The organism is Bradyrhizobium sp. BR 1432 (assembly GCF_051547705.1).
GTDB classification, from domain to species: domain Bacteria; phylum Pseudomonadota; class Alphaproteobacteria; order Rhizobiales; family Xanthobacteraceae; genus Bradyrhizobium; species Bradyrhizobium zhanjiangense.
Genome location: NZ_JBPUGF010000003.1, coordinates 1,121,218 through 1,147,500, shown reverse-complemented (window position 1 = coordinate 1,147,500; position 26,283 = coordinate 1,121,218). Strand labels below are relative to the sequence as shown.

Below are 26,283 nucleotides of genomic sequence, written 5' to 3'. Positions count from 1 at the left end.
TCGAGGGCACAGGCATTGGCGATCGCGGCCATCTCGATCGCCGATTTGGTGCCGTCCAGGAAGGAGTTGAACATCTGCGGATTCATGCCGGCCGACTGCGCTTCGCTCGCGGTGAGGCCGTAATGCTGCCAGACGCCATCAGGCGTCACGTCGTGATAGGCCGGCAGATATTTTGTGCCCTTGCCGGCAGCGACGACGTGGAATCCTGTCGCGCGCGCCCAATCCACCATCTCCGCCGTCAGCGCCGGCTGATCGCCATAGGCGAGCGAATAGACCACGCCCGCTTTTCGCGCTTCCTCCGCGAGCAGGGGGCCCGCCAGCACGTCGGCCTCGACATTGACCATCACGATATGCTTGCCGGCCGCAATCGCAGCGCGCGCATGCTTGATGCCGACGGCGGGATTGCCGGTCGCTTCCACCACCACGTCCATCGCGCCGCCGGCGATGGCGCGCACACCGTCATCGGTGAAGGTGGTCGCGGCGATGCGGTCTTGATCCCAGCCGACGGTGCGGCAGGCCTCGCGTGCCCGGTCGCGGTCGATGTCGACGATGACAGGCACCTCCAGCCCCGGCGTGTGCGGCACCTGCGACAAAAACATCGAGCCGAATTTCCCGGCGCCGATCAGCGCGACGCGAACGGGCTTGCCGGCGGAAGCGCGAGCTTGCAGGAGGCGGAAGAGGTTCATGGGGGATTCCGATAGTTCAGCATTGCTGATGCGGCTTGCGCTCGGTCCACCTCTCCCCGAAGGGGAGAGGTCGGTTTGCGCAGCAAACCGGGTGAGGGGCCGCAGCTCCGACGAGAGGGCCTAACCCCTCACCCGGCGCTCCGCGCCGACCTCTCCCAATGGGAGAGGTGAAGCACGTCCGTGGCGACGAACTTACTCCGCCGCTTGGCGCGGCGCACGGGCGAGCCGCAGCAGCGCGTCGTCGTCCACCGGCTTGATCGGCGCGAAATCACGATGCGCAATGTACTCGGGCCGCGTCGGCGTGCGGATGTAGTTCGAGACCGCGTTTAGTGTCAGATACACGATCTTGCGCGGATAGGGCGTGATGTTGCCGCTCGAACCGTGCACGAGATTGCCGTGGAACATCAGCATGCCGCCGGGCTTGCCCGTGGGCGCCACGATGCCGCCCTGCTTGACGAGGCGCGTCACGGTGTCCTCATCCAGCGTCCATAGCGGATAGGACGTGGTGGCGAGGTCATGCGAGGCTTCGAGATCGCCGGCGTTCTGGCTGCGCGGCACCAGCATCAGCGGGCCGTTGATCGGCATGACTTCGTCGAGGAAGATCGCGATGTTCATCGCGCGCGGCTCCGGCATGCCGTCGTCGCGCTTCCAGGTGCCGTAATCCTGGTGCCATTGCCAGACGTCGCCGGTGAAGGCCGATTTCGCGTTGATCTTGAACTGGTGCATGTAGACCGGCTCGCCGAACACCTGCTCGACCGGCTCGATCATGCGCGGATGTGCGCCCAGGATGCCGAACGCCTTGTTGTAGAGATGCGCGGCAAAGGCGGTGCGCGGCGCTCCGCTCTTCTCGCGCCAGACTTCGGGCCGGTTGGCGTCATAGATGCCGACCGCCTCGCGCGCGAGCAGATCGACCTCCTCCTGACTGAACAATTCGGGCAGGAACAGCCAGCCCTCGCGGTGGAAGAACTCCAATTGCTCCTGAGACAGTTTCATGGGCCGTCCTCCTTGATTTTGTTTATTTGTTTTCTCTCTCGTCGTGCCCGGGCTTGTCCCGGGCATCCACGTTCTTCGGCGTCGAGCAAAGGCATGGATGGCCGGGTCAAGCCCGGCCATGACGGCGCAGGTGCAAATGACTACGCCGCCGCCTCCTCAGTCGCCCTCAATCTTTCCTCGGTCATCCGTCCCGCCGTCTGCGCATGCGCCAGCGCCGCGCGTTCGGCGGCGTTCGCATCGCCCGCGAGAATGTGTTTGGCGATATCGGCATGCTCCGCCCAGGCACTGCCGCGATAGTCGAGCTCCGACAGCACCGTCGCCATCGAGCGGCGCATGTGCGGCCATTGCGGCGCCATCGTCTCCTCGATCACGGGATTGCCGGCGAGCTGATAGATCGCGCGGTGAAAATCGACGTCGAGCACGATGAGCTCGGCGAGCGTCGTGTTGCGGTCGATGCGGCGTCCGGCGGCAAGCGCTGCCTCCAGCCGCGCGCGTCCCGCCGCGTCAGTGCCTGCACGCTCGGCGGCAAGCCGGGCGGCCAGCGCATCGATGGCGCCGCGCACCTCGTAGAGCTGGCGGATGCGTGAGGGGTCGAGCTGGGTCACCTCAAAGCCGCGCTTGCCGCTCTCGGCGACAAGGCCCTGCCGGTGCAACAGATGCAGTGCGTGCGACACCGGCTGGCGCGAGACGCCGAGCTTGTCGGCGAGCTCGTTCTGCCGGATGCGCTGGCCGGGTTGAAGGGTGCGGTCGGAGATCGCCTCCAGGATCCGCGCATAGACCTGGTCGATCAGGTTCGGGAGCGGGTCGAGAGGAATCACGCCGGCAGCTCCGAAAGGCGCAAGATGGAATACGGAATTCCGTATTCGAAGCTACGCTGCGGGATCAACGGCGTCAAGCGGTACCGGAGGATGGCCCGGTCCCTCATTTCGGACCAGCTAAGCTATTGATATTGCTAGCGCCGTCTACTGTGCATGGGGTTGTTTTTCGAGAAAATGATGGCCCAGCCGATGCCATCGGGGATGGTGAGGCAGAAGATGGCCGACTTCACCGAAGCTCGCCTGAAGGCGCTCGGCGCCACCACCGAGCGGCGCAAGACACCGTCGGCCTGTTACTACCTAGCGCTCGAGCACCTCCACATCGAGCGTCGCAATTCGCTCGGCATCGGCCGTAGCATCGATCCCAGCGATCCGGCCGTCCCTGAAGCTGACGCGCAGCGCGATGCGCAGCTGCCCGCCGAGAACGACGGCGACGCCCATTTCGCCATCGACCAGCGCGGCCCGCGCGGCCTGGGCGCGGCCCTTGAAGGTTTGCGCGACCGCGTCCGCGCCGCGGATCTCGGGCAGTGAGCCGAGCCGCACCGCGGCCTGGTCGGCGCGGAATACGACGTCGGGATCGAGCACCGCCAGCAGGCCCTCGAAATCGCCCTCGCGCGAAGCTTTGAGGAAGGCATCGACGATTCCGCGCTGGCGCGACAGATCCGTCTCCGGCACCGGCGCGCCTTGCACACGGCGTCGCGCGCGGCTCGCCAGCTGCCGCGAGGCGTCGACGGAGCGGCCGACGATTGGCGCGATCTCCTCGAAGGGAACGGCGAACATGTCGTGCAGCACGAAGGCAAGCCGTTCCGCCGGCTGCAATGTCTCCAGCACGACCAGCAGCGCCGCACCGACAGAATCGGCCATCTCCGCCTCGCGCTCCCGCGTCTCGTCGACCGGCTCGGGCACGTGCGGACCCATCGGCTCTTCCTTGCGCGACTTCCGTGCGCGCAGCATGTCGAGGCAGATCCGCGCCACCACGGTGGTCAGCCAGCCGCGCAGGTTCGCGACGTCGGACATATCGTAGCGGCTGACCCGCAGCCAGGCCTCCTGCACGGCATCCTCGACCTCAGCGCGGGAGCCCAGCATCCGGTAGGCGACCGCGCGCAGATGGTCCCGGCTGGCCTCGAACTGGCGGGTGAGAAGATTTTCTTCAGTCATCGGTCACATTCCCTCATCGCGATCCGTCATGCCCATGACGAAGCCAATCCGGTCGATGTGACCGGAACCTTCGAAATTCTCGAACGGAGACGCAAGATGATGCACGCTCGTATGAACCATCCGGTCATGGTCCTGCCGGAGGCCATGAATGTCCTTCAGTCCCTCGGCAATTTGACCAAACAGGGTCTGCCGGAAAAGCTCCTGGAACTGGTGCACCTGCGCGCCAGCCAGATCAATGGCTGCAGCGTCTGCGTCGACATGCATCCGAAGGTCGCTCGCAAGCTTGGCGAGACCGAGGAACGCCTGTTCGCCGTGTCCGCCTGGCGCGAGGCGCCCTATTTCACCGAAGCCGAACGCGCCGCGCTGGCGCTGACCGAGGCGGTCACGCGTCTTGCCGATCGCGAGGATCCCGTGCCGGATGCGATCTGGAACGCGGCCGCCAAGCATTTTGACGAGCGCGAGCTCGCCACGCTGATCCTCTCGATCGCAACGATCAATGTCTGGAACCGGCTGAACGCGACGATCAAGATGCCGGTCGGCGTTTGGAAGGTGTGAGCACGTGTGAGGGAGGCACTGACCGTGCACTCCCTCGCCCCGCGCGCGGGGAGAGGCAAAGAGAGCGCCTACTCCGCCAAGAACCTGTTCACTGCTTCAGCAAACTCCAGCGGCGCCTGTTCGAACATCCAGTGGCCGGCGTTCGGGATCACCGCCGTCTTGGCGCCTGCGATGTGCTCGGCCAGCACGCGCCACATCACCGACAGGCTTCCCGTGCTCGCGCCGCCACCAATCAGCAGCGTCGGCGTCTTGATCGCCCGCGCATCCGCCAGTGTGTAGGGTTTGCGCTGCTCGTTGATCTGGCCGAGGAAGGTCAGTGCGTTGTCGCGCAGTTGCTGCTTGGCCGCCGCCGGCACACGCCGCCACGAGCCGTCGCCTTCGATGCCTTCGTAAAAATTCTGCAGCGCGCCCTCGATGTCGCCGGCGCGGATCATCTCGACCGAGCGCGCGGTGCGCGCGGCCAGCGGCGGATGCGCGGGCGTGCCGGCGGGGACCGGCAGGCTGGCATCGAGATCGCCGCCCGGTTCGGCCAGCACCAGTTTTCGCAACAGATCCGGCCGGGCCTGCGCCACGCGGAAGGCGATGTGGCCGCCGCGCGAATGTCCCATCAGATCGACCGGTCCGGGCTGGACCTGCTCGATGCAGGCGATCGTATCAGCGACATGCTGGGCCATCTTGTAGTCGTCGCCGACGGCATCCCAATGCTCGGGAAAGAAGTGCCGCAGGCTGACCGAGATCACCCGATGCGCCTTCGACAGCGGGCCGAGCACCGAATACCAGGTGCGGAAATCGCCCAACGTGCCGTGCACACAGACCAGGGGCGGGCCGTCTCCGACTTCGAGATAGGCCATGTCGTAACCGTTGACGCGAAATGTCTGCATGGGTCAGCTCGCCAGAAAATCCAGCACCACTTCGGAGTATTTTTGCGGTGCCTGCTCGAACATCGGGTGCGTCGCGTTCGGGATGACCGCCGTCTTTGAATAAGGCACATGCGCCGCGAGCGCGTGCAGCACCTTCGGCAGCACGCCCTTGGTCCGCGCGCCCAGGATGAACAGCGTCGGCATTTTGATGGACTCCGCGTCCGCCTTCGAGAACGGCGGGCGATTGTCGCGGACCTGGCCGATCAGTGTCATGGCGTTGTCGCGCAGATTTTGCTTCACCATCGCCGGCAGTCGCGGCCAGGTGCCGGGGCCCTCCAGCGTGTCGACGAAGACGGCGAGGCCGCCGTCGACGTCGCCAGCTGCGATCTTCTCTGCGGAAGCCGTAAAGCGCGCCAGCAGCGGCGAGGGGCCGCCGACATAATCGGGATCGAGGCTTGCATCGAGCTCGCCGCCGGGCTCGGCGAGGATCAGCCGCCGGAGCAGGTCGGGGCGCGCTTGCGCCGCGCGGAAGCAGATGTGCCCGCCGCGGGAATGGCCCATCAGGTCGACCGGGCCGAGGTCGAGCTTCTCGATGAAGGCGATGACGTCGTCGACATGCTGGGCAATCGAATAGGTGTCACCGAGGCCGTCCCATTGCGCTGGGAAGAAATGCCTCAAGCTGACAGCGATCACCCGGTGCCGCTGCGTCAGCGGTCCGAGCACGCAACCCCAGATGCGGAAGTCCGAGAGCGAGCCGTGCACGCAGACCAGCGGCAGGCCGCCTTTGTCCTCGCCCACGTCGAGATAGGGCATGTCGTATCCGTTGACGTGGAGGCTTTGCATTCTGGGCTCGCGCGAAGGAACAGGAACTCCTGTGCAAGATTCCCGGAAACCGGGTGGATCGCAACTATTTCCAAGCCTAGATTTCGCAGGAGATCAAAGAGGGGGCCTGCGACGAGGAAGCAAGCCAGGAACCAAGCCATGACCGACCAGCATTTTGCCCTGTTCGACACCAGGATCGGCCTCTGCGCCATCGCCTGGGGCCCGCGTGGCATCAACGGCACGCAATTGCCGATGGGCGGCGAGCAGAAGATCCGCACCCGTATCCATCAGCGCCATGCGGAGGCGACCGAAGCCGAGCCCACCGCCGAGGTGCAACAGGCGATCGACCGTATCGTTAAACTGCTCGCGGGCGAGCTGGATGATCTCACCGACATCCCGCTCGACCTCGACGGTGTGCCCGAGTTCAACCGCGGCGTCTACGACATCGCCCGCACCATCCCGCCGGGCAAGACCATGACCTATGGCGACATCGCCAAGCGGCTCGGCGGCGTCGAGCTGTCGCGCGACGTCGGCCAGGCGCTCGGTCGCAACCCGTGCCCGATCGTCGTGCCCTGCCATCGCGTGCTGGCGGCCGGCAACAAGCCCGGCGGCTTCTCGGCGAATGGCGGCGTGGTGACGAAGCTGAAGATGCTCGAGATCGAAGGCGCGCTGGTGAACCACACGCCGAGCCTGTTTGATTGAGGACCCTCCCCTGGAGGGGAAGGGTCGATCGCGCGCAGCGGGAGCGGGGTGGGGTGATCTCTCAACTCGGGCAGTGTTCCATGCGGAGAGATCACCCCACCCCGTCGCTTCGCGCCGACCCTCCCCCTCCAGGGGAGGGTACGAGAGAGCGCCTTAAATCTTCGCCGCCGTCTTCGGCCAATACCGATCGCGTAAGTGCCGTTTCACCAGCTTGCCCGTGGGCGTGCGTGGCAGCTCGGCCTCGAAATCGATCGAGCGCGGACATTTGATGGCGGAGAGGCGGCCCTTGCAATAGGCGATCAACTCGGCCTCGAGCGCCTTGCCGGCACGGCTCATGTCGTGCGGTTGCACCACCGCCTTCACCTCTTCGCCCATCTCCTCATTCGGCACGCCGAACACGGCGACATCGGCGACCTCGGGGTGGGTGATCAGCACGTCCTCGGTCTCCTGCGGATAGATGTTCACCCCGCCTGAGATGATCATGTAGGACTTGCGGTCGGTGAGATAGAGGAAGCCGTCCTTGTCGAGATAACCGACATCGCCGAGCGTCGACCAGCCCTTTGCGTTGTAGGCCTTCTTCGTCTTTTCGGGATCGTTGTGATAGGTGAAGGCCGGCGCGTCAGCGAAATAGACGGTGCCGATCTCGCCCACCGGCTGCTCCTCGTCGTTCTCGTCCAAGATCTTGACCTTGCCGACCACGGCGCGGCCGACGCTGCCGCGGTGCGCCAGCCAATCTTTCGAGCTGCAGACGGTGACGCCGTTGCCTTCCGAGCCGGCATAATACTCGATCAGGATCGGTCCCCACCATTCGATCATCTTGGCTTTGACGTCGACGGGGCAGGGGGCGGCGGCGTGGATCGCGCCCTTCAGCGTGGAGACATTGTATTTGGCTCGCACCTCGTCCGGCAGCTTCAGCATCCGCACGAACATGGTCGGCACCAGCTGCGACTGCGTGATCTTGTATGTCTCGACGAGCTTCAAAAATTCCTCGGCATCAAAATGCTCCATGATGATGGAGGTGCCGCCGAGCACGACCGCCATCATGTTGAAGCGCAATGGGGCCGCGTGATAGAGCGGCGCCGGAGAAAGGTAGATTGTGTCGGCGTTCATGCCGCACATGTTGGCGCAGAGCACGCGCAGGAATGCGTTCGGCTCGTCGATCGGCTTGCCCTCGAACGCCTTCTTGACGCCTTTCGGACGGCCCGTGGTGCCGGACGAATACAGCATATCGTAGCCGGCGACCTCGTCCGCGATCGGCGTCGTCGGCTGCGCGCCTGCTTCCTTGTCGTAGGGGCGGAAGCTCGGTAGCGGCTCGTCCATCATGTAGAAGATCGGCTCGCCTGGCGTGCCCTTGATCAAGCCCTTGATCTGGTCGGCGCATTTCGGCGTGGTGATCACAACCTTGGCGCCGCAGTCCTTGACGATGTAGTCGATCTCGTCTTGCTTCAGATAGCGGCTGATCGCGGTGTAATAGAGCCCGCTGCGTTGTGCGGCCCAGCAGATCTCCATGAAGGCGAGCCGGTTCTCCATCAACAGCGCGATGTGGTCGCCGGCCTTGAGGCCAAGCGAGCGGAAGAGATGCGCGCCCTGGTTCGAGAGCTCGTCGAGCTCGCGATAGGTGATCGCCTTGCCGGTGCCGGCCATCTGATAGGCGATCTTGTCGGGCGTGGTCTTGGCGTAGACGGACGGATGGGTCATGGCGAAGGTCTCGCAACAAAGAAGGTGTCATCCCGGCGAAAGCCGGGATCCATAACCACAGGGCGTGGTTGTTGAAACGAGATGGAGCTCCGGCGTAGCATAACCACGGCGTCCTGTGGTTATGGGTCCCGGATCGGCGCGCGCTAGAGGCGCGCTTGTCCGGGACGACACCATCTATGTGGATGAGGCTTACAGCCGCTCCACGATCGTCACGTTGGCCATGCCGCCGCCCTCGCACATGGTCTGGAGGCCGTAGCGCTTGCCGCGCTGATGCAGAGCGTGGACCAGCGTGGTCATCAGCTTGGTGCCGGAGCCGCCGAGGGGGTGGCCGAGCGCGATCGCGCCGCCGTTGACGTTGAGACGCTCCGGATCGGCGCCGGTGGTCTTGAGCCAGGCGGTCGGCACCGAGGCAAAGGCCTCGTTGACCTCGAACAGATCGATGTCGCCGATCTTCATGCCGGCCTTCTCCAGCGCGCGCTTGGTCGCGTGCAGCGGAGCGTCGAGCATGATGACGGGATCGCCCCCGGTCATGGTCATATGATGGATGCGCGCGAGCGGCTTGACCCCGAGCTGCTTCAGGCCGCGCTCGTTGACCACCATGACGCCGGAGGCGCCGTCGCAGATCTGGCTGGCGCTCGCCGCGGTGAGCTTGCCGTTCTCGGCGATCAGCTTGACGCCCCTGATGCCTTCGATCGTTGCGTCGAAGCGAATGCCTTCGTCGATGTGGTGAGTGTCCTTGCTGCCGTCGGCACGGGTGATCTCGAGCGGCACGATCTCCTTCTTGAAGTGACCCGCTTGCGTCGCCGCGATCGCGCGCTGATGGCTGTTGTAGGAGTACTCGTCGAGCTCATCCTTGGAGAGGCCGTACTTCTCGGCCATCATCTCCGCGCCGGTGAACTGGCTGAACATGATGTTCGGATATTTCTTCTCGATGCCCGGGCTCTTGTAATTGCCAAAACCGTTCTTGGCCGGGAGCTGTGACGACAGGCCCATCGGCACCCGCGTCATCGATTCCACGCCGGCGGCGATCACCACGTCCATCGCGCCGGACATCACAGCTTGCGCGGCGAAGTGCAGCGCCTGCTGCGAGGAGCCGCACTGGCGGTCGATCGAGGTGCCCGGCACGCTCTCCGGCAGTTTTGACGCCATCACCGCGTTGCGTGCGATGTTGTTGGACTGCTCGCCGACCTGCATCACGCAGCCCATGATCACGTCCTCGACCTCTGCGGGATCGACCTTGGTACGGTCGACCAACTCGTCCAGCACCTTGGCGGCGAGATCGGCCGGATGCCAGCCGGCGAGGCGGCCCCCCTTGCGCCCGCCCGCGGTGCGCGCAGCGGCGACGATGTAAGCCTCGGCCATTCGGTTTCTCCCTGAATTCTTGATTGGGTTGGTTGTCGGGGACGGATTTAAGGGGCGCGAGATCATTTAGTCAATCGATCAATTAACTCTTGTGATAGGGCGCTGCTTGGGCTTATCTGCGCGCCTCACGAGGCATGTTCAGGGATCTCTGTGGCTACCAGCGTACCGACCAAGCTCCCCAGCGGGAAGAATTCCACGGCAGAGAAATTGCTCGTGGCCGCAAGCGAGCTGATGATCGAACGCTCCTCGATCGAGATCTCGCTCTCCGACATCGCCCAGAAGTCCGGCGCCAATGCCGCGCTGGTCAAATACCATTTCGGTAACAAGGACGGCCTGCTGTTGGCGCTGCTGGAGCGCAACGCCGCGACCGAACTGTCCAATCTCGAATATCTGCTGGCGCAGCCGATCACGCCGACCGCGAAGCTGAAGCTGCATATCGGCGGTATCATCCGGGCCTATTACCGGTTCCCGTACATGAACCGGCTGATCCACTATCTCCTGCACGAGACCAAGCCGGAATGCGCAGATGAGGTGTCGAAATTCTTCGTCGCGCCGCTGCTCGACTTTCATCGCCGTCTGCTCGCCGACGGCGTTAGCCGCGGCGAGTTCCGCGCCACCGATCCGGTGCTGTTCTACACCAGCCTGATCGGCGCCTGCGATCACCTGTTCTTCGGCCGGCACGCGATGTCTCGCGCGACCGGCGTCGGCCCGGTCACCGACGAAGTCTGCCGGCAATACATCAAGCACATGGAAACGCTGATTTGCGGCGGCATCCTCACGCAAGCCGAGGAAACTGCCGCGGCCGGATGATCCGGCTGAACCTTCAAGTCCAGAGAAGAAACGCCCAAGGAAAGGTACAAGCGATGCAGTTGAAAGACGTAGCCGTTCTCATCACCGGCGGCGGTTCGGGCCTGGGTGCCGCGACCGCCCGCGCCATGGCCGCCAAGGGCGCCAAGATCGGCGTGATCGACCAGAGCAAGGAAAACGCCGAGAAGGTCGCCGCCGAGGTGAAGGGCATCGCGCTGCATGCCGACGTCACCAGCGAGGAGCAGATCAAGTCGGCGATCGCCAAGGCGGAAGCCGCGCATGGCGTCGCGCGCGTGCTGATGAACTGCGCTGGCATCGGCGGCTCGCAGCGGATCGTCGGTCGCGACGGCGTCTACCCGCTGGAGAAGTTCGCGCGCATCATCAACGTCAATTTGATCGGCACGTTCAACTGCCTGCGGCTGTTCGCCGAGCGGCTCGTCACGATCGAGCCGGTCGGTGAGGAGCGCGGCGTCATCATCAACACCGCGTCGGTCGCCGCTTACGAAGGTCAGATCGGCCAGATCGCCTATTCGGCGTCGAAGGGCGGTGTCGTCGGCCTGACGCTGCCGGCCGCGCGCGATCTGGCTAGCCAAAAGATCCGCGTCAATACCATCGCGCCCGGTCTGTTCTTCACGCCGCTGCTGATGGGCTTGAACGAAGAGGCCCGCAAGAGCCTCGGCGCCCAGGTGCCGCATCCCTCGCGTCTCGGCGATGCCAACGAATACGGCATGCTCGCGGTGCACATCGTCGAGAACCCGATGCTCAACGGCGAGACCATCCGCCTCGACGGTGCCATCCGCATGGCGCCAAGGTAAGACGCTTTCTTCCTTCTCCCTCTTGTCCGCCGAAGCCTTCAGGCGAAGGCGGATGTGGGAGAAGGTGCCGCGCTTTGGAGCGCAATTGCGCTCCGAGCGCGCCAGATGAGGGGTCTCATCCGCGGAGACAGACCCCTCACCCAACCGAATTCCTGGCTAGCGACGTACATGCCCTCTCCCACAAGGGGAGAGGGCTCAGCAATCGGCACCGCCAAGGACGGTAAGCAGGAGCGCCCCATGTCTCAACCGCTGCTGATCGAGCATGACGACGGCGTCGACCGGGTCACGCTCAATCGCCCCGAGCACCTCAACGCGCTCGATCCCGCGCTGATCGATGCTCTCAACGTCTATTTCCAAAGCCTGCAGCGCAACCGCGACACGCGCGTCGTCGTGCTGAAAGGCGCAGGCCGGAATTTTTGCGCGGGCCTCGATCTCAAGGCCGCGATGGCGCGCCGCGCCGGTCAGCAGGAGCCGCCCGGTGTGACCGAGTCGCTCGAACTCGCAGCGGCGCATCGCCGACATCGTGATGCTGATGCGGCGTTGCCCGCAGCCGATCCTGGCACTGGTGCAGGGCGCCGCGGCCGGTGGCGGCTTTGCGCTGGCGCTGGCGTCCGACATCCGCATCGCGACGAAATCGGCGCGGATGAATTGCGCCTTCATCAAGCTTGGTCTTGGCGGCTGCGACATCGGCACCAGCTATTTCCTGCCGCGCCTGGTCGGCGTGTCCGTGGCATCCGAGCTGATCCTCACCGGGCGCTTCATCGGCGCCGAGCGCGCGCTGGCGGTCGGGCTCGTCTCGGAGGTCGTTGATGAGGACAAGCTCGACGACGCGGCCGCGCCTTATGTCGACGCGATGATGACGGCCTCGCCCGTGGGGCTGCGGCTGTCCAAGGAATGTCTCAACATGAGCGTCGATGCCGGGTCGCTGGAAGCAGCGATTGCGATGGAGGACCGCAACCAGGTCCTGTGCAGTCGTTCCGAGGAATTTTCGGAAGGCATCAGGGCCTTCCTTGAGAAGCGAAAGCCTGTCTATATCAAGCGCTGAACGAGAATGATCCGCAAAGGACAATAATTCCGGGAGACGCAAAATGAGTGGAAGCGCGGCGGCAGTGATGACGAAGCCTGCCTTTCGCAAGGTCGAGTGGCTCGCGCGCGACATCGACGTCGAGCGCCGCGGCGACGGCACGCTGGTGCTGAAGTCGCGCATTCCGCTGCAAGCTTACGAGAAGCACATTCCGGCTTCGCTGGCGAAGTGGGCGAAAGAAGCGCCGGAGCGCATCTGGCTCGCGCAGCGCGGCGGGCCCAACCGCGAATGGCGCAAGGTGTCCTATGGCGAGGCCAAGCGCACCGTGGATGCGCTGACGCAAGCGCTGCTGAACCTCGATCTCGAGGGACGGCCCGTCACGATCCTCTCGGGCAATTCGATCGAGCATGCCCTTATGACACAGGCGGCGATGCAGGCGCGCGTCCCGGCGGCTCCCGTGTCGCCGGCCTACTCGCTGATGAGCCATGATCACGTCAAGCTGAAATATCTGTTCGACCTGATCAAGCCGGCCGTCGTGATGGTGCAGGACGGCCCGACCTTCGAGAAGGCGCTGAAGGCGATCGATCTCACCGGCGTCACTGTCGTTCACGTCGCACGCTCCTGCGAGGGCATCAAGAGCGTCAGCTTTGCCGAGCTTGCGGCGACGCCGGTCACGAGGGATGTCGAGGCGTCGATCGCGAAGATCACGCCGCAGACCATCGGCAAGCTGCTGTTCACCTCCGGCTCGACCGGCATGCCCAAAGCCGTCATCAACACCCAGGAGATGATGTGCGCCAATGCGGCGATGATGATGCAGGTGCGGCCACGTACGCCGGGCGGCCCGCTGCCGACCGTGCTCGACTGGATGCCCTGGAATCACACCATGGGCGGCAATGCGGCATTCCACCCCGTGCTGGTCGACGGCGGTACGCTCCATATCGATGACGGCCGGCCGATGCCGGGCCAGTTCGAGGAGACGTTGCGCAATTTGCATGAGATCTCGCCGACCTATTACGCCAACGTGCCGGCCGGCTATGCCGCGCTGGCGGCGGCGATGGAGAAGGACGACGCGCTGTGTCGCTCCTTCTTCAAGATCTCTCGATCATGGCCTATGGCGGCGCGCGGCTGCCGGACGATCTCTACGATCGCATGCAGGCGCTAGCGGTGAAGACGACCGGTGAGCGCATCGTGTTCTACACCGGCTGGGGCTCGACCGAGACCGCGCCGACCTCGACCGGCACCTATTGGGACACCGAGCGAGTCGGCCTGATCGGCCTGCCGTTCCCCGGAGTCGAATTGAAGATGGTGCCGTGCGGCTCGAAATACGAGCTGCGCCTGCGCGGCGTCAATGTCACGCCTGGCTATTTCGGCCAGCCGGAGCTGACGAAGAAGATGTTCGACGAGGAAGGCTTCTACTGCATCGGCGATGCCGGCATTTTCGTCGACGATGCCGATCCGGTGCAGGGCATCATCTTTGCCGGGCGCGTGGTGGAAGACTTCAAGCTCACGACGGGCACGTTCGTGCATGTCGGCTCGCTCCGTACCGATGCGATCGCGGCGACGACGCCCGTCGTGCATGACGCGCTGGTCGCGGGACAGGATCGCGCCTTCATCGGCCTGCTTGCCTGGCCAAACCTGCATGCCTGCCGCCAGCTCGTCGGCAATCCTGACCTGAGCTTTGCGGATGCGGTGAAGCACCCTGAGGTCATCGCCTGCTTCAGGCGCGGGCTGGAGACGCACAACCGGGAGTGCGAAGGCGCCAGCAGCCGCATCATCGCGCGCGCCATGTTGATGGTCGAGCCGCCTTCGATCGACGGCAACGAGCTCACCGACAAGGGCTACATCAACCAGCGCGCCGGCTTGGAGCGCCGCGCAGCGCTGGTGGAGCGGCTTTATGCGGACAAGCCGGATCAGGATGTGATCGTGCTGCGATGAGTGCACAACTCTCCCACCTCGTCATTCCGGGGCGCGCAGCGCGAACTTTGATACGCAATTGCGCATCAAAGAATCCATCGGGCCGCTTTGACGCGGTGGAATCGGATTCCGGGCTCGCAGCTTCGTTGCGCCCCGGAATGACGGCATCAATGAATGACAACGAATAAAAAGGTAGCCCGCCATGAACTTCGACTTTTCGGACGACCAGAAGCAGCTTCGCGATCAGGCGCGCAAATTCCTCAACGAGAAGTGCTCGCCCAAGGCGGTGCGCATCGTGCTCGACGGCAAGGCGCCCTATGACAAGGCGCTTTGGAAGGGTCTCGCCGAAATGGGATTTCTCGGCGTCGCGATCCCGGAAGAATTCGGCGGTGCGGGTGCCGGCCATCTCGAGCTCTGCGTGATCGCGGAGGAGATGGGGCGGGCCAATGCGCCGGTGCCGTTCTCTTCGACCGTGTATCTTGCCGCCGAAGCGCTGCTGATCGCCGGCAGCGACGCGCAAAAGAAGAAGTGGCTGCCCGCGATTGCTTCGGGCGAAGCGATCGGCACGCTGGCGCTGTTCGAGGGCAAGGGCAATCCGTCACCGAAGAATATCAAGCTGGCTGCTGCGAATGGCATGCTCAACGGCGTCAAGAAGCCGGTGGCCGATGGCGCCATCGCCGACTTCGCGGTGGTTGCCGCGCGCACGGGATCGAGTGGGCGTGAGAATGATATCTCGCTGTTCCTGGTCGATCTCAAAGGCGCGGGTGTTGAGGTGAAAAGTCTCACCAATCTCGATCCGACCCGCGGGCAGGCCGAGATCACCTTCAAAGACTGCAAGGCCGAGCCGCTGGGTGCTGCCGGCGACGGCTGGAGCATCCTCAGCCAGGTGCTCGACCGCGCCGCGGTGCTCTGCGCCTTCGAGCAGGTCGGCGGCGCCGACCGCGCCCTGGAGATGGGCCGCGACTATGCGCTCGACCGCATCGCCTTCGGCCGTCAGATCGGTTCGTTCCAGGCCATCAAGCACATGCTCGCCGACATGTATGTCTCGGCGACGCTGGCACGCTCCAACAGCTATTACGGTGCCTGGGCGCTCTCGACCAACGCAGCTGAATTGCCGGAGGCGGCGGCCGCCGCGCGCATCAGCGCGACGCAGGCGTTCCAGCACTGTGCCAAAAACAACATCCAGGTTCACGGCGGCATGGGTTTTACCTGGGAGTTCGACTGCCACATGTACTACCGCCGCGCCAATGCCATGGCGCTCGGGCTTGGCAGCCTCACCTATTGGGAAGACCAGTTGATCGACCGCATGCGGAAGAAGAACGCGGCGTAAGCGAGGGGCAACGTTATGAACTTCGACGACACCCCGCAGGAAGCCGAATTCCGCGCAACCGCCCGCGCCTGGATCGGTGCCAACGCACCCAAGCAATACGAGGACGAGCTGCGCAAATCCTCCCTCGGCCGCACGCAGCTCAAGAACGCGAACATTCTCGAGGTCGCAAAGGCCTGGCAGAAGAAGAAGGCCGATGCCGGCTGGGCCTGCCTGCACTGGCCCAAGGAATATGGCGGCCGCGGCGCCTCGCCGATCGAGCGGGTGATCTGGCAGCAGGAGGAGGGCCCGTTCGGAAAGCTCTCCCACATGTTCATCATCGGCCACGGCATGTGCGGGCCGACCATGATGGCGTTCGCGCGCGAGGAGCATAAGCGGAACTATCTGCCGCCGCTCGCCTCCGGCGAGAAGGTGTGGTGCCAGCTGTTTTCCGAGCCGGCCGGCGGCTCGGACGTCGCGGGCCTGCGCACGCGGGCCGAGAAGGACGGTGACGACTGGATCATCAACGGCCAGAAGATCTGGACCTCGGGCGCGCATTATTCGGACTACGGCATCCTCTTGACCCGCACAGATCCGACCGTGCCCAAGCACAAGGGCCTCACCATGTTCTTTTTGGACATGAAGAGCCCGGGCGTCGAGGTCAGGCCGATCAAGCAGGCCAGCGGCGCCTCCGATTTCAACGAGGTCTATTTCACCAATGTGCGCATCCCCGACCACCAGCGCCTCGGCGAGGTCGGTGACGGCTGGAACGTCTCGCTGACCACGCTGATGAACGAGCGCATGTCGATCGGCGCCGGCGTCTCGACCGGTTTTCCGGAGCTGTTCGAGTATTGCTCCAGCCTGATGCTCGACGATGGACCTGCGATCGAGGATCGCGCGGTGCGCGCGAAGCTCGCGAACTGGGCGGTGAAGGCGAGCGGCCTGCGCTATACCAGCATGCGCGCGATCTCGGCGCTGTCGAAGGGCGAGCGGCCTGGTCCGGAGAATTCCATCGGCAAGCTGGTGGCGGGCTCCATGATCCAGGACGTCGCGACCTATGCGCTGGATCTGCAAGGCGCGGCTGGCGTCGTCAGCGGCCCCGAAGACGCCGAAGTGGCTGGCCGCTTCCAGGCGATGCTGCTGCGCGCACCGGGTACGCGCGTCGAAGGCGGCACCGACGAGATCATGCGCAACATCATCGCCGAGCGGGTGCTGGGCCTGCCGGGCGATATCCGTGTCGACAAGGACGTGCCGTTCAACAAGATCCCGACGAAGGGAAGAGGTTAGAGGTCCGCCATGAATTTCGACGACACCCCGCAAGAAGCCGCATTCCGCGAGACCGCGCGCAAATGGATCGAGGCTAACGCGCCGAAGGAGCTGCATGCCGAGTTGTCAAAATCCTCGCTCGGCCGCATCCGGCTTGCCAAGCAGGACATCGTCGATGTCGGCAAGGCCTGGCAGAAGAAGAAGTTCGAAGCGGGCTGGGCCTGCCTGCACTGGCCGAAGGAATATGGCGGCCGCGGCGCGACGCCGATCGAGCGCGTGATCTGGCAGCAGGAGGAGGGCGTCTACGGCAAGCTGACGCAGCCTTTCCAGATCGGCGAGGGCATGTGCGGCCCGACCGTGATGGCTTTCGGCAGCGAGGATGCCAAGCGCCGGTATCTGCCGAAGCTCGCCTCGGGCGAGGAGATCTGGTGCCAGCTGTTCTCCGAACCGTCGGCCGGCTCCGACGTCGCGGGTCTGCGCACCCGCGCGGAGAAGAAAGGCGACAACTGGATCGTCAACGGCCAGAAGATCTGGACCTCGGGTGCGCATTACTCGGACTACGGCCTCTTGATTGCACGCACCGATCCTGATGTCCCCAAGCACAAGGGCCTCACCATGTTCTTCCTGGACATGAAGAGCCCGGGTGTCGAGGTGCGTCCGATCAAGCAGGCCAACGGCATGCAGGAGTTCAACGAGGTCTATTTCACCGACGTCGTGATCCCCGACAGCCAGCGCCTCGGCGCCGTCGGCGAGGGCTGGAGCGTGTCGCTGACCACGCTGATGAACGAGCGCATGTCGATCGGCGCGCGGCTCGCAACCGGCGTGCCAGAAATGTTGGAGTTCTGCTCCAATCTGATGCTGGAGGATGGGCTTGCGATCGATGATCCGGCGGTGCGCTCGAAGCTTGCGAGCTGGGCGGTGAAGTCGAGCGGGCTGAAATACACCAGCTACCGCGCGATCTCGGCGCTGTCGAAGGGCGAGCGGCCGGGCCGGAGAATTCGATCGGCAAGCTGGTGTCGGGCATGATGCTCCAGGACATCGCCACTTATGCGATGGACCTGCAGGGCGCAGCCGGCGTTCTCACCGGCAGCGACGAGGAGACGGTGCAGGGCCAGTTCCAGCAGATGCTGCTGTCCTCGCCTTCGATGCGCATCGCCGGCGGCACTGACGAGATATTGCGCAACATCATCGCCGAGCGGGTGCTGGGTCTGCCGGGCGACATCCGCGTCGACAAGGACGTGCCGTACAACAAGATCCCGACCAAGGGACGTTGATCTCACCTCTCGCTGTATCTTGTAGGGTGGGCAAAGCGAAGCGTGCCCACCATATGCAGATGCTCCGGGGTAAGTCTGTCGGTGGGCACGGCGCTATGCGCCTTTGCCCACCCTACGAAGAGCGCGAGCCAAACATGGATGCAAAAGTGAGCCAGACCCAGGACCGCATCGGCGTGCTCGAAGAGCTCCTCAACGAGCGCTACTCCGTCCGCGCCTTTCTCCCGAAGGAAGTTGACCGCGCCACCATCGAGCATGTGCTGACCACCGCGCAGCGCACCGCGTCCTGGTGCAACAGCCAGCCCTGGCAGGTCATCATCGCCAGCGGCGCGGCCAAGGAGCGCTTTCGCCAGGCGATCTACAAGGAAGCCTCGGGTGGTCTCGGCGACGACTACGATTTCACCCCGCCGCGCGAATATGTCGGGGTCTATCTCGAACGCCGGCGCGAGAGCGGCTTTCAGCTCTACAACACGCTCGGCATCGCCCGCGGTGACAAGGCGGCCTATGCCGGGCAGGCGCTGGAGAACTACAATTTCTTCGGCGCGCCGCATGTCGCGATCATTCACACCAACGAGCCGCTCGGCATCTATGGTGCGATCGATTGCGGCGCCTATGTCTCCAATTTCATGCTGGCCGCACAGGCGCTCGGGCTCGGCACCATTCCGCAGGCGGCGCTCGCGCGCCATTCCGGCCTGATCCGCCGCCACTTCAACCTGTCCGACGATCGCCGCGTCGTCTGCGGCATCTCGTTCGGCTATGCCGACCACGCGCACAAGGTCAACAGCTACCGCACCTCGCGGGCCAATGTCGCGGACACCGTGACCTTCGTGGACGAGTGATCGGCGCTGCAAGCTTGGCGCCCTCAGGTTCTCGCACGCACGCAAAGGCGGCCGCGGAAGCAGCCGCCTTCATGCCGTCTCGATCCCGATGATGCCTGCCGTCAGCCGCCGCTGCCGCCGATCACGGCCCGTACGGTCTCGTCGGGCCCAAAGTCCTCGGCGCCCTCGACATAGAGCAGCGCGGCGAGTTTCGAGCGGGCGCGGTTGACGCGGCTCTTGATCGTGCCGACCGCGCAGCCGCAGATCGAGGCCGCGTCCTCGTAGGAGAAGCCGGAGGCGCCGACCAGGATCAGCGCTTCACGCTGGTCCTGTGGAAGCTTGTCGAGCGCCGTACGAAACTCCTCGAATTCGAGATGCGCGTTTTGCGACGGCTGGGTCTTCAGTGTCTTGGCGTAGTTGCCTTCGGCGTCCTCGACCTCCCGCCGCCGCTTGCGATAGTCGGAGCGGAACAGGTTGCGCAGGATCGTGAAGAGCCACGCCGGCAGGTTGGAGCCAGGCTGGAACGAGTTGATGTTGGCCAGCGCGCGGAGCAGCGTCTCCTGCACCAAATCGTCGGCGCGGTCCGCATTGCCGCTGAGCGAGATGGCGAACGCGCGTAAGCTCGGCACGGCCGCCAGGATGTCATTACGCAGGGAGTCCGTGAGAGGCATTAATCCCTCCCATTGTTGTTGTCGTTGGATCCACCCTCATTTTCCACTTGGTGGGCCGCTCCCGGTGCATCAAGCTTCTTGATCAGTTCAGCGAACCGATCCGGAACCCCTTGCCGCACCACGTCGTCGTACATGGCGCGCAGCTGATGGCCAATCCGGGATTGGATCTCCGGAGTGAGCCCTCCCTTGCCGGGGGTCGTGCTTTTGCTGGCTTGAGACTTGAGATCTTTCATGACCTGTTCCACGTTTCCCCGAGTTAAGTGACTGTAAAATCGAGAATTTTTCTCAACCGGGAGCCGTTCCCTGGATAGGCACAATGCGAGTTGCGAGAAAAAGTTCCGCCCAATACGGAACTTTTCTCAGGCTGAGGCGTAATCAGCGCAGCAGGGGAACCCGGGCCCCCCGCGTAACGCTGACCTCAGGGTAACCTCAAGTCTGGCCCGACGATGAATGGAGTGGGGATGTCCCGTTCACAGCTTGTTGCTGAACACTTGCCGTTGTTGCGCCGGTACGCACGCGCCCTGACGGGCAGCCAGGCCTCCGGTGACGCCTATGTCGCAGCCATGTTGGAAGCCATGCTTGGCGATCCGTCAGTGCTCGACGAGAGCCATGGGCCGCGCGCCGGCCTGTTCCGGCTCTTCACCCAGATCTGGAATTCCGTCTCCGTCAACGACGATGCCGAGGTGACGACCTTGCCGATGCCGCCGGAGAGGCGGTTGTCGAACATCACGCCTCTGCCGCGGCAGGCCTTCCTGCTGCTGTCGCTCGAGGGCTTTTCGGAAGAGGAAGTCGCCTTCATCCTCGGCACCGACGTGGGTGAGACGCGGCGGCTCGCGGACGCTGCCGGACGCGAGATGGCGGCCGAGATCGCCACCGACGTGCTGATCATCGAGGACGAGACCTTCATTGCCATGGACCTCGAGAGCCTGGTGAAGAATCTCGGCCACAACGTCGTCGGCGTCGCGCGCACCCATGCCGATGCGGTGGCGCTGGCCAAGAACAGGCGGCCCGGCCTGATCCTCGCCGACATCCAGCTCGCCGACGGCTCGTCGGGCCTGGACGCCGTCAACGAGCTGCTTCGCACCTTCGAGGTGCCGGTGGTGTTCATCACCGCGTATCCCGAGCGCTTCCTCACCGGCGAGCGCCCCGAGCCGGCATTCCTGATCTCAAAACCGTTCCAGCCCGCGATGGTGTCGGCGGTCGCGAGCCAGGCGCTGTTCTTCCAGCGCAACTCGCGCAACCGCACGCCCAAGGCGCCGGCGGCGTAAGGAAGGCGCTGGCGGCGTAGGAAGCTGACTTCGACAAGAAAACGGCAACGGCGCGCCGCAAGGCGCGTCGTTTTCGTATGTGGCGGAGAGTTGTTTTGCTCTGCCTCAGCAGCCGCGGCAGATGCTGCGAAGCATGGAATTTAGCTTGCTGTCGTCTGGCCCAGGGGATTTCGCATTCAGCTTGGCCTGGTCCTCGATCCAGGATTGGAGCAATTTTTCTCGTTCCGGCGACGGCGCTAGGCTTGGCTGCGTCCCATCAAAAGTCATGAGGACGGTTACTCTCTGCAGGTCGTCCTTCGCCTCAGTGGGCGGTTTCGGGAATGGAATGGATCGCTCGACCATGGCGAGCGCCGCGGCATCTAGCGGCGCAAAACCTGTGCTTTCCACCAAAGCGTTTGAGATCAATTTGCCCGAACGATCGACCACGAATGTGACGCCGGCATCGCCTTTCTGACCCATCGCCCCCGGCGGAAACGCCCTATGGCGCCAGACATGTTCTGTGACCGTCTTGCGCCACGCAGCCATGGGATCGGACTCCATGGCGGCCGGACCCGGCCTGCTCAGCACGACCCCGAACGGCGGTACCTGGAATTGACGACCCTCGAAGACGATCGGCACCGTGAACGAGAACGAGCTCTCTGTCAGCTCCGAAGGCGGCGCCGGAAACGGTTGAGCGCGGGCGATGATCGCCAGCGCAGCATCGTCGAGTGGCCGCGAGCCGGCGCTCTCAGCCAGCGTCCGTGAGATCAACCTGCCGGACCGATCGATGATGATTGCGACTTTGGCTTTTCCGGTTTGTCCCCATGCTTCAGCCGGAAAAAACCTGTTGCTGGCAATGTGCGCCGTCAGCCTCGTCTTCCAGGCATTGACGCTATCGCTCTGCGGTTCAGCCTGCGCATGCGCGGAGAAGGCCCCCAGCAATCCGAGGAGGGCGGCCAGCAAGGGGAATTTCATCTGCATCGATGCGGATACTAATCGCGGTCTGGTTGATTGCAAGGCTCGCTGCTCGTATCGCGTTCGCGCAGGTGTGGGTAATTCGACGGGCTGGGAAGCCCGGAGCTGCTTGACGGCGGCTAAATTGCCTCGTTGATATTTCGAGCCGATGACATTTATCGCCGCTCCAATCCGCCAGGAGATTTCGCATGTTGGACCCGCAGCTGCTCGATCGCCTCGCCATCCGCGACCTCGTCGAGAACTGGGCGGTGTGGCGCGACGCCGGGGACTGGGAGCGCTTTGCGACGGTCTGGCATGAAGAAGGCTGGATGTCCGCCACCTGGTTTCAGGGGCCGGCGCGGGATTTCATGCGCGTCAGCCAGGAGGGCTTCGCAAAGGGGGTGCGCATCCTGCATTTCCTTGGCGGCACCAGCATCGACATCGCGGGCGTGCGGGCCATCGCACAGACCAAGATGACGATCTCGCAGCGGGCTTTGGCGCACGACGTGCTCTGCGACGTCGTCTGTACCGGCCGCTTCTACGATTTCCTGGAGAAGCGGCAGGGCCGGTGGGGCATCGTTCGCCGCCAGCCGATCTACGAGAAGGACCGGATCGACCCGGTCGATCCCGCCGCGCCGCTTCAGCTCGACCAGAAAGCGCTCGCCGCGCTCCCCGAGGGCTATCGCCATCTCGCCTACATGCAGGAGCTGATCGGCTACGAGGTGAAGCGCGACATGCCGGGCCTCATCGGACCCGAGGTCGAGAAGCTCTATGGCGAGGGGCTGGACTGGCTGGCGGGGACGGCGAAGACGAAGACGAAGTGAGCCCCAGATAAAAGTAAGGCGCGACTGGCATCACCGCGTCCATGGTCGAATTTCGCACTCGTCGTCCATCGTTCGTTGATGGCTTCTAACATGCTGTAAGTCCTGCTATAATCGTCTCGATAGAGATCCGCTGCCGTTCACGGACGTTCGCCGCAATCCGCTGCAATCCGTGCTCAATGGTGGGGCGGATGGTGGGGCGGCTATGGCCAGACGACAGTTGCACAGGCTCTCTGCGCGGGAAGCGGAGACCATCAATGAGCCCGGGCGGCACAGTGACGGAGGGGGGCTTTACCTCGCGGTTGAGACGGGTGCGCACGCGCGGCGGCAGTGGATTTTCCTGTATCGAGTGCGCGGCACCGATAAGCGCAGAGAGATGGGACTCGGCTCCGCCAAGAGCAAAGGCAGGGACGGCATCTCGCTCGCTGAAGCCCGTCTCAAGGCCGCCGACGCCCGCAAGAAACTGGCCGAAGGCAAGGACCCGGCGGCGGAGCGGCGCGCCGAAGTACTGGCAACTACTACGTTTGGAGAATTCGCGGACGCCTTCCTCGTATCGATCAAGGCTGGCTTCAAAGGCAAGAACACGCTCGCCGACTGGACACGGGACCTGAAGGTGCGATGCAAGCCCATTCGGGGCATGGAGCTCGCGAGCATCACGGTGAACGATGTCTTGGGGATCTTGTCTCCGATATGGATGACGATTAATCGCACGGCGCGCGAAACGAGAAGCCGGATTGAGCGCGTGCTCGACGCTGCTGAGGCGAGGGGCTTTCGGTCCGGGAAGAACCCCGCCATGTGGAAAACCTTGAAGCCGCTTTTGCCGAAGTCAAAGCGGTCGAAGCGCCACCACAGGGCTGCGCCCTACAAGGACGTCCCGAGCATCGTCCAGGCGCTGCAAGCCAACCACGAAGCCGCGGACACGGCCGTGAACCTCGCCGCTGAATATATTATCTTGACCGCGGTGCGGACCAGCGAAGCCCGACTGATGCGCGTGCGTGAGGTGGACTTCGCAGAAAGGCTCTGGACGATCCCAGCCGAACGGATGAAGACAGAAGACCATCCAGAAGGCAAAGCTTTCGAAGTGCCACTCTGCGATCGCGCTGTCGCGATTTTGAAAGCTGTCATTCCGGAGGACGCTGCCCGCGAGGCCTACGTATTTGCCGGGCAATGGTCAAAAGACCATACGAAGCCGCTCGGTATGAATGCTGTGCTCCATGCCCTCAAAGCCGTCTATCCGGCGATGACGACCCACGGGTGTCGGTCTAGCTTCCGCGATTGGGCGGGCGATGAAACCCGCTTCGAGCGTGAAATTGCGGAGATGGCATTAGCCCACAAGGTGGGAGATGAAACGGAGCAAGCCTATCGGCGGGGCAATGCGTTGAAGAAGCGACGGCAGCTTATGGAGGCTTGGGGCCGATACCTCGCAAGTGGTTCTAACGTGATCCGACTTCCTCGTCGGGAGACAGTATAGATCGCCGAATTTTGCGTGCCGAGTCACTAGCTTTGCTCTTTGGCTGCAGCGTCGCGCTCTTAATTTAGCTTGCGCACGAACCGCCGTAGAAAACGTCGGATGACTGATCTGGATTGATGGAACGTCGGGTAAGCTCAGGGAATTGGCGCACAATCCCCGGTATTCAGATCTAGAGGTTAGGCTACCAGCAGCTCAAGCATCTCAGGCCTATAATCTTTTGCTGACGCAAGGCGATGAGCGGCCCCGGATCGTGCCGAAAAAATGCATTTACTCGTAGTAACAGCAGGAATAGTGCACTCGATTCAAATAGTAATCTATGCGTTGGCCGGCAAGCGGCGACTGCAGCGAGTGCTGCTCTCACTCTGTGATGTAATCGAGAGCGTTGCATGACCAATCACGACCTTGTCTCGGGAAGTCTCCTGGCTCTGACTGCGGCTGGCATAGCGCTGCTTTGCTCTAGCCTGCTCGCCTTTGCCTTGATCTAAGCCAACATACTGACTGCCTTTCGCCCTGCAGGAAATGGTTGGCACTCGGCCATGCAGCAGAGCCTCAAGGACGCGGGCAGATCATCTGGAACTGCAAGAAATGTTCGATGGTCCTCGTGAGTCGGTGCAATGAAGAGATACTATTTTGATATCCGCGACGGCAGCCAATTCATCCGTGACGATGAAGGTGTAGAGCTGCCGGACATCGAGTCTGCACGGCAGGAAGCGACCGCTGCGCTTTCGGAGATAACCCGCGAATGGGCCAGCAGCAGGCCACAGCATCGAATGGCAGTTGAAGTTCGCGATGATTGTGGCACCAATCTTGGTGACAAGCTTTAGCTTCGTGATCGAACAGCGCGCGACGCGATAGCCCTCGGTTGGAATCGAAATGCAATTTCGGACGCCGATTGACATTCGAATTCGCGGATCGAAAAGCGCGCTCGTGCAGCCAGAGCCCTACGCAGAGGTCAGCTGGTTGGGCGGCTGAAGTTGGCAGTGCGGCGAGCTTGACACCGCCTGAGCATTCGCCGAGATATTGGCCATGGTTGAGAAGGACATTCATACTGTCGCCCCGTTGGCCGATCCCCAAGGCGGGGTGCCGGGATGTCGCTCACGCAAACTGAACACGCGGATCGTCAACCCTGCCCTCGCCCCTCGCGGACAAGGTCTTTCGGCTTGGAAGTGGGCCTCGTCCTCCCTTCGTGGAGGCGATGAACATGGCACAAAACATCTACGATAATCCTGATTTCTTCGCTGGCTACGCCCAATTGCCCCGACAGGTGCTCGGGCTGGACGGCGCACCGGAATGGCCGGCGATCCGGGCCATGCTGCCCGAATTGCCCGGCAAACACGTTGCCGATCTGGGCTGTGGCTTCGGCTGGGCTTCGCGCTGGATGAGAATCCAGGGGGCCGCCTCGGTGCTCGGACTCGATCTCTCGCAGAACATGATCGCGCGCGCCAAGGCCGATTCCTCGGACCCGGCAATTGAATACAAGATCGCAGACCTCGAGACTCTGGAACTGCCCGCGGCGGCTTTCGACTTCGTCTACAGCTCCCTGACATTTCATTATATTCGAGATTTCGGGCGCTTGGCGCGCATGATCAAAAACGCGCTGGTTCTCGGAGGAGATCTGGTCTTCACGATCGAGCATCCGATCTTCATGGCGGCAGCACATCCGCATTGGATTGCCGATGAAGACGGTCGCATGACCTGGCCGGTCAATGGCTATTCGGTCGAGGGCGAACGCCGGACGGATTGGTTCGCCAAGGGCGTGGTGAAGTACCACCGGACACTCGGCACGACGCTCAACACGTTGATCGGTGTGGGCTTCGAGTTGCGCCGGGTCGAGGAATTCGCCCCGGTGCCCGAACAGATCGAGCAGTTGCCCGAACTGGCCGAAGAGCTGGAGCGGCCAATGATGCTTCTGGTCTCGGCGCGAAATGCAGAGGCGCGTTAATAGTCGCGCCTCGCATGCCACATAATTCGGGCGGCTCGCGATTGACTACCACCTCAAGGTCGATGGCCGCTATGGACGAGCAGCAGTCACCAACACGAACGCCGCACATGCTAGCGGCACCTGCTTGCCCCCGCGCTCTGGCTTCAAAAAAGCTGAATAGTAATGCTAATACGCGGTTCGTCACGCAATTTGGACGCAAGCTTAGACTGTCCTTTCTCAGATCTGGGGGGCCTTTTGATGCCTATTCCAGGGTCGTTCCGGCAGGGCTTGCGGGCTGTCAAGCACCGAACTTGATCTTTCGCTGC

The 26,283-nt window shown here is 63.5% G+C and carries 23 protein-coding genes and 3 pseudogenes (1 of these 26 only partly in view); 15 read left to right on the top strand and 11 right to left on the bottom strand.

Annotated features, from left to right (window positions below):
- The 4 genes from ACSKB8_RS05595 to ACSKB8_RS05580 all read right to left on the bottom strand — a co-directional run.
- Positions 1-686 carry the 5' portion of an NAD(P)H-dependent oxidoreductase gene (locus ACSKB8_RS05595; RefSeq protein WP_438103102.1) on the bottom strand. Its footprint begins 628 nt before the window's first position, so only the first 686 of its 1,314 coding nucleotides appear in the window; the start codon lies at positions 684-686; its stop codon lies beyond the left edge, outside the window.
- 192 nt (positions 687-878) lie between these two features.
- The gene (locus ACSKB8_RS05590) at positions 879-1,679 is read right to left on the bottom strand and encodes a phytanoyl-CoA dioxygenase family protein (RefSeq protein WP_438103100.1); all 801 of its coding nucleotides are present in this window, start codon (positions 1,677-1,679) and stop codon (positions 879-881) included.
- 140 nt (positions 1,680-1,819) lie between these two features.
- Positions 1,820-2,497: a GntR family transcriptional regulator gene (locus tag ACSKB8_RS05585; RefSeq protein ID WP_438103098.1), complete on the bottom strand. Its 678-nt coding sequence runs from the start codon at positions 2,495-2,497 to the stop codon at positions 1,820-1,822.
- Positions 2,498-2,794: 297 nt separating this feature from the next.
- Positions 2,795-3,652, bottom strand: a complete 858-nt coding sequence (locus ACSKB8_RS05580; protein ID WP_438103097.1) for a sigma-70 family RNA polymerase sigma factor — start codon at positions 3,650-3,652, stop codon at positions 2,795-2,797.
- A gap of 99 nt (positions 3,653-3,751) precedes the next feature.
- Here ACSKB8_RS05580 and ACSKB8_RS05575 point away from each other — a divergent pair, with 99 nt between their 5' ends.
- Positions 3,752-4,207: a carboxymuconolactone decarboxylase family protein gene (locus tag ACSKB8_RS05575; RefSeq protein WP_438110419.1), complete on the top strand. Its 456-nt coding sequence runs from the start codon at positions 3,752-3,754 to the stop codon at positions 4,205-4,207.
- A gap of 68 nt (positions 4,208-4,275) precedes the next feature.
- Here ACSKB8_RS05575 and ACSKB8_RS05570 read toward each other — a convergent pair whose 3' ends face one another.
- Entirely contained in the window at positions 4,276-5,088 is an 813-nt protein-coding gene (locus ACSKB8_RS05570; RefSeq protein ID WP_438103095.1) for an alpha/beta fold hydrolase, read from the bottom strand.
- Between the two features lie 3 nt (positions 5,089-5,091).
- Positions 5,092-5,910, bottom strand: coding sequence for an alpha/beta fold hydrolase (locus tag ACSKB8_RS05565; RefSeq protein WP_438103093.1), 819 nt, complete (start codon positions 5,908-5,910; stop codon positions 5,092-5,094).
- 138 nt (positions 5,911-6,048) lie between these two features.
- Between ACSKB8_RS05565 and ACSKB8_RS05560 the strand changes: the two genes are divergently transcribed.
- Positions 6,049-6,591: a methylated-DNA--[protein]-cysteine S-methyltransferase gene (locus ACSKB8_RS05560; protein WP_370986493.1), complete on the top strand. Its 543-nt coding sequence runs from the start codon at positions 6,049-6,051 to the stop codon at positions 6,589-6,591.
- Positions 6,592-6,744: 153 nt separating this feature from the next.
- Here ACSKB8_RS05560 and ACSKB8_RS05555 read toward each other — a convergent pair whose 3' ends face one another.
- The gene (locus ACSKB8_RS05555) at positions 6,745-8,289 is read right to left on the bottom strand and encodes an acyl-CoA synthetase (RefSeq protein ID WP_438103091.1); all 1,545 of its coding nucleotides are present in this window, start codon (positions 8,287-8,289) and stop codon (positions 6,745-6,747) included.
- A 189-nt stretch (positions 8,290-8,478) separates the two neighbouring features.
- A complete protein-coding gene (locus ACSKB8_RS05550; RefSeq protein WP_091891150.1) occupies positions 8,479-9,651 on the bottom strand; it encodes an acetyl-CoA C-acetyltransferase in 1,173 nt (390 codons plus the stop codon).
- A gap of 150 nt (positions 9,652-9,801) precedes the next feature.
- On the opposite strand from ACSKB8_RS05550, the gene ACSKB8_RS05545 reads away from it, so the two are divergent.
- The 8 genes and pseudogenes from ACSKB8_RS05545 to ACSKB8_RS05510 all read left to right on the top strand — a co-directional run bounded on the left by ACSKB8_RS05545 (position 9,802) and on the right by ACSKB8_RS05510 (position 18,893).
- A complete protein-coding gene (locus ACSKB8_RS05545) occupies positions 9,802-10,461 on the top strand; it encodes a TetR family transcriptional regulator (protein WP_176945743.1) in 660 nt (219 codons plus the stop codon).
- Between the two features lie 53 nt (positions 10,462-10,514).
- Positions 10,515-11,273: an SDR family NAD(P)-dependent oxidoreductase gene (locus ACSKB8_RS05540; RefSeq protein ID WP_438103089.1), complete on the top strand. Its 759-nt coding sequence runs from the start codon at positions 10,515-10,517 to the stop codon at positions 11,271-11,273.
- 237 nt (positions 11,274-11,510) lie between these two features.
- Positions 11,511-12,318, top strand: a pseudogene (locus tag ACSKB8_RS05535) (enoyl-CoA hydratase/isomerase family protein).
- Positions 12,319-12,361: 43 nt separating this feature from the next.
- Positions 12,362-14,232 (top strand): annotated as a pseudogene (locus ACSKB8_RS05530) (AMP-binding protein).
- Between the two features lie 181 nt (positions 14,233-14,413).
- Positions 14,414-15,541, top strand: a complete 1,128-nt coding sequence (locus ACSKB8_RS05525; protein ID WP_438103087.1) for an acyl-CoA dehydrogenase family protein — start codon at positions 14,414-14,416, stop codon at positions 15,539-15,541.
- Between the two features lie 15 nt (positions 15,542-15,556).
- Positions 15,557-16,804, top strand: a complete 1,248-nt coding sequence (locus ACSKB8_RS05520; protein WP_438103085.1) for an acyl-CoA dehydrogenase — start codon at positions 15,557-15,559, stop codon at positions 16,802-16,804.
- A gap of 9 nt (positions 16,805-16,813) precedes the next feature.
- A pseudogene (locus tag ACSKB8_RS05515) lies at positions 16,814-18,057 on the top strand (acyl-CoA dehydrogenase).
- Positions 18,058-18,191: 134 nt separating this feature from the next.
- The gene (locus ACSKB8_RS05510) at positions 18,192-18,893 is read left to right on the top strand and encodes a nitroreductase (RefSeq protein ID WP_438103084.1); all 702 of its coding nucleotides are present in this window, start codon (positions 18,192-18,194) and stop codon (positions 18,891-18,893) included.
- 101 nt (positions 18,894-18,994) lie between these two features.
- Here the strand turns inward: ACSKB8_RS05510 and ACSKB8_RS05505 are convergent, their stop codons facing one another.
- On the bottom strand, positions 18,995-19,543 hold the full coding sequence (locus ACSKB8_RS05505) for a sigma-70 family RNA polymerase sigma factor (RefSeq protein ID WP_438103082.1): 549 nt from the start codon (positions 19,541-19,543) through the stop codon (positions 18,995-18,997).
- Positions 19,543-19,776, bottom strand: a complete 234-nt coding sequence (locus ACSKB8_RS05500; protein WP_164934705.1) for a NepR family anti-sigma factor — start codon at positions 19,774-19,776, stop codon at positions 19,543-19,545. Before ACSKB8_RS05500 ends, ACSKB8_RS05505 begins: the two co-directional genes overlap by 1 nt.
- Before the next feature lie 228 nt (positions 19,777-20,004).
- Here ACSKB8_RS05500 and ACSKB8_RS05495 point away from each other — a divergent pair, with 228 nt between their 5' ends.
- Positions 20,005-20,811, top strand: coding sequence for a response regulator (locus ACSKB8_RS05495; RefSeq protein WP_164934704.1), 807 nt, complete (start codon positions 20,005-20,007; stop codon positions 20,809-20,811).
- A gap of 105 nt (positions 20,812-20,916) precedes the next feature.
- Here the strand turns inward: ACSKB8_RS05495 and ACSKB8_RS05490 are convergent, their stop codons facing one another.
- Positions 20,917-21,771: an energy transducer TonB family protein gene (locus ACSKB8_RS05490; RefSeq protein WP_438103080.1), complete on the bottom strand. Its 855-nt coding sequence runs from the start codon at positions 21,769-21,771 to the stop codon at positions 20,917-20,919.
- Between the two features lie 185 nt (positions 21,772-21,956).
- Here ACSKB8_RS05490 and ACSKB8_RS05485 point away from each other — a divergent pair, with 185 nt between their 5' ends.
- The 4 genes from ACSKB8_RS05485 (at position 21,957) to ACSKB8_RS05470 (ending at position 25,978) form a co-directional block, all read left to right on the top strand.
- Positions 21,957-22,568: a nuclear transport factor 2 family protein gene (locus ACSKB8_RS05485; protein ID WP_438110417.1), complete on the top strand. Its 612-nt coding sequence runs from the start codon at positions 21,957-21,959 to the stop codon at positions 22,566-22,568.
- Between the two features lie 202 nt (positions 22,569-22,770).
- Positions 22,771-24,036: a tyrosine-type recombinase/integrase gene (locus ACSKB8_RS05480; RefSeq protein ID WP_438103078.1), complete on the top strand. Its 1,266-nt coding sequence runs from the start codon at positions 22,771-22,773 to the stop codon at positions 24,034-24,036.
- Positions 24,037-24,650: 614 nt separating this feature from the next.
- Positions 24,651-24,860, top strand: a complete 210-nt coding sequence (locus ACSKB8_RS05475) for a DUF6894 family protein (RefSeq protein ID WP_438103076.1) — start codon at positions 24,651-24,653, stop codon at positions 24,858-24,860.
- A 377-nt stretch (positions 24,861-25,237) separates the two neighbouring features.
- The gene (locus ACSKB8_RS05470) at positions 25,238-25,978 is read left to right on the top strand and encodes a class I SAM-dependent methyltransferase (RefSeq protein WP_438103074.1); all 741 of its coding nucleotides are present in this window, start codon (positions 25,238-25,240) and stop codon (positions 25,976-25,978) included.
- Positions 25,979-26,283: the final 305 nt, after the last annotated feature.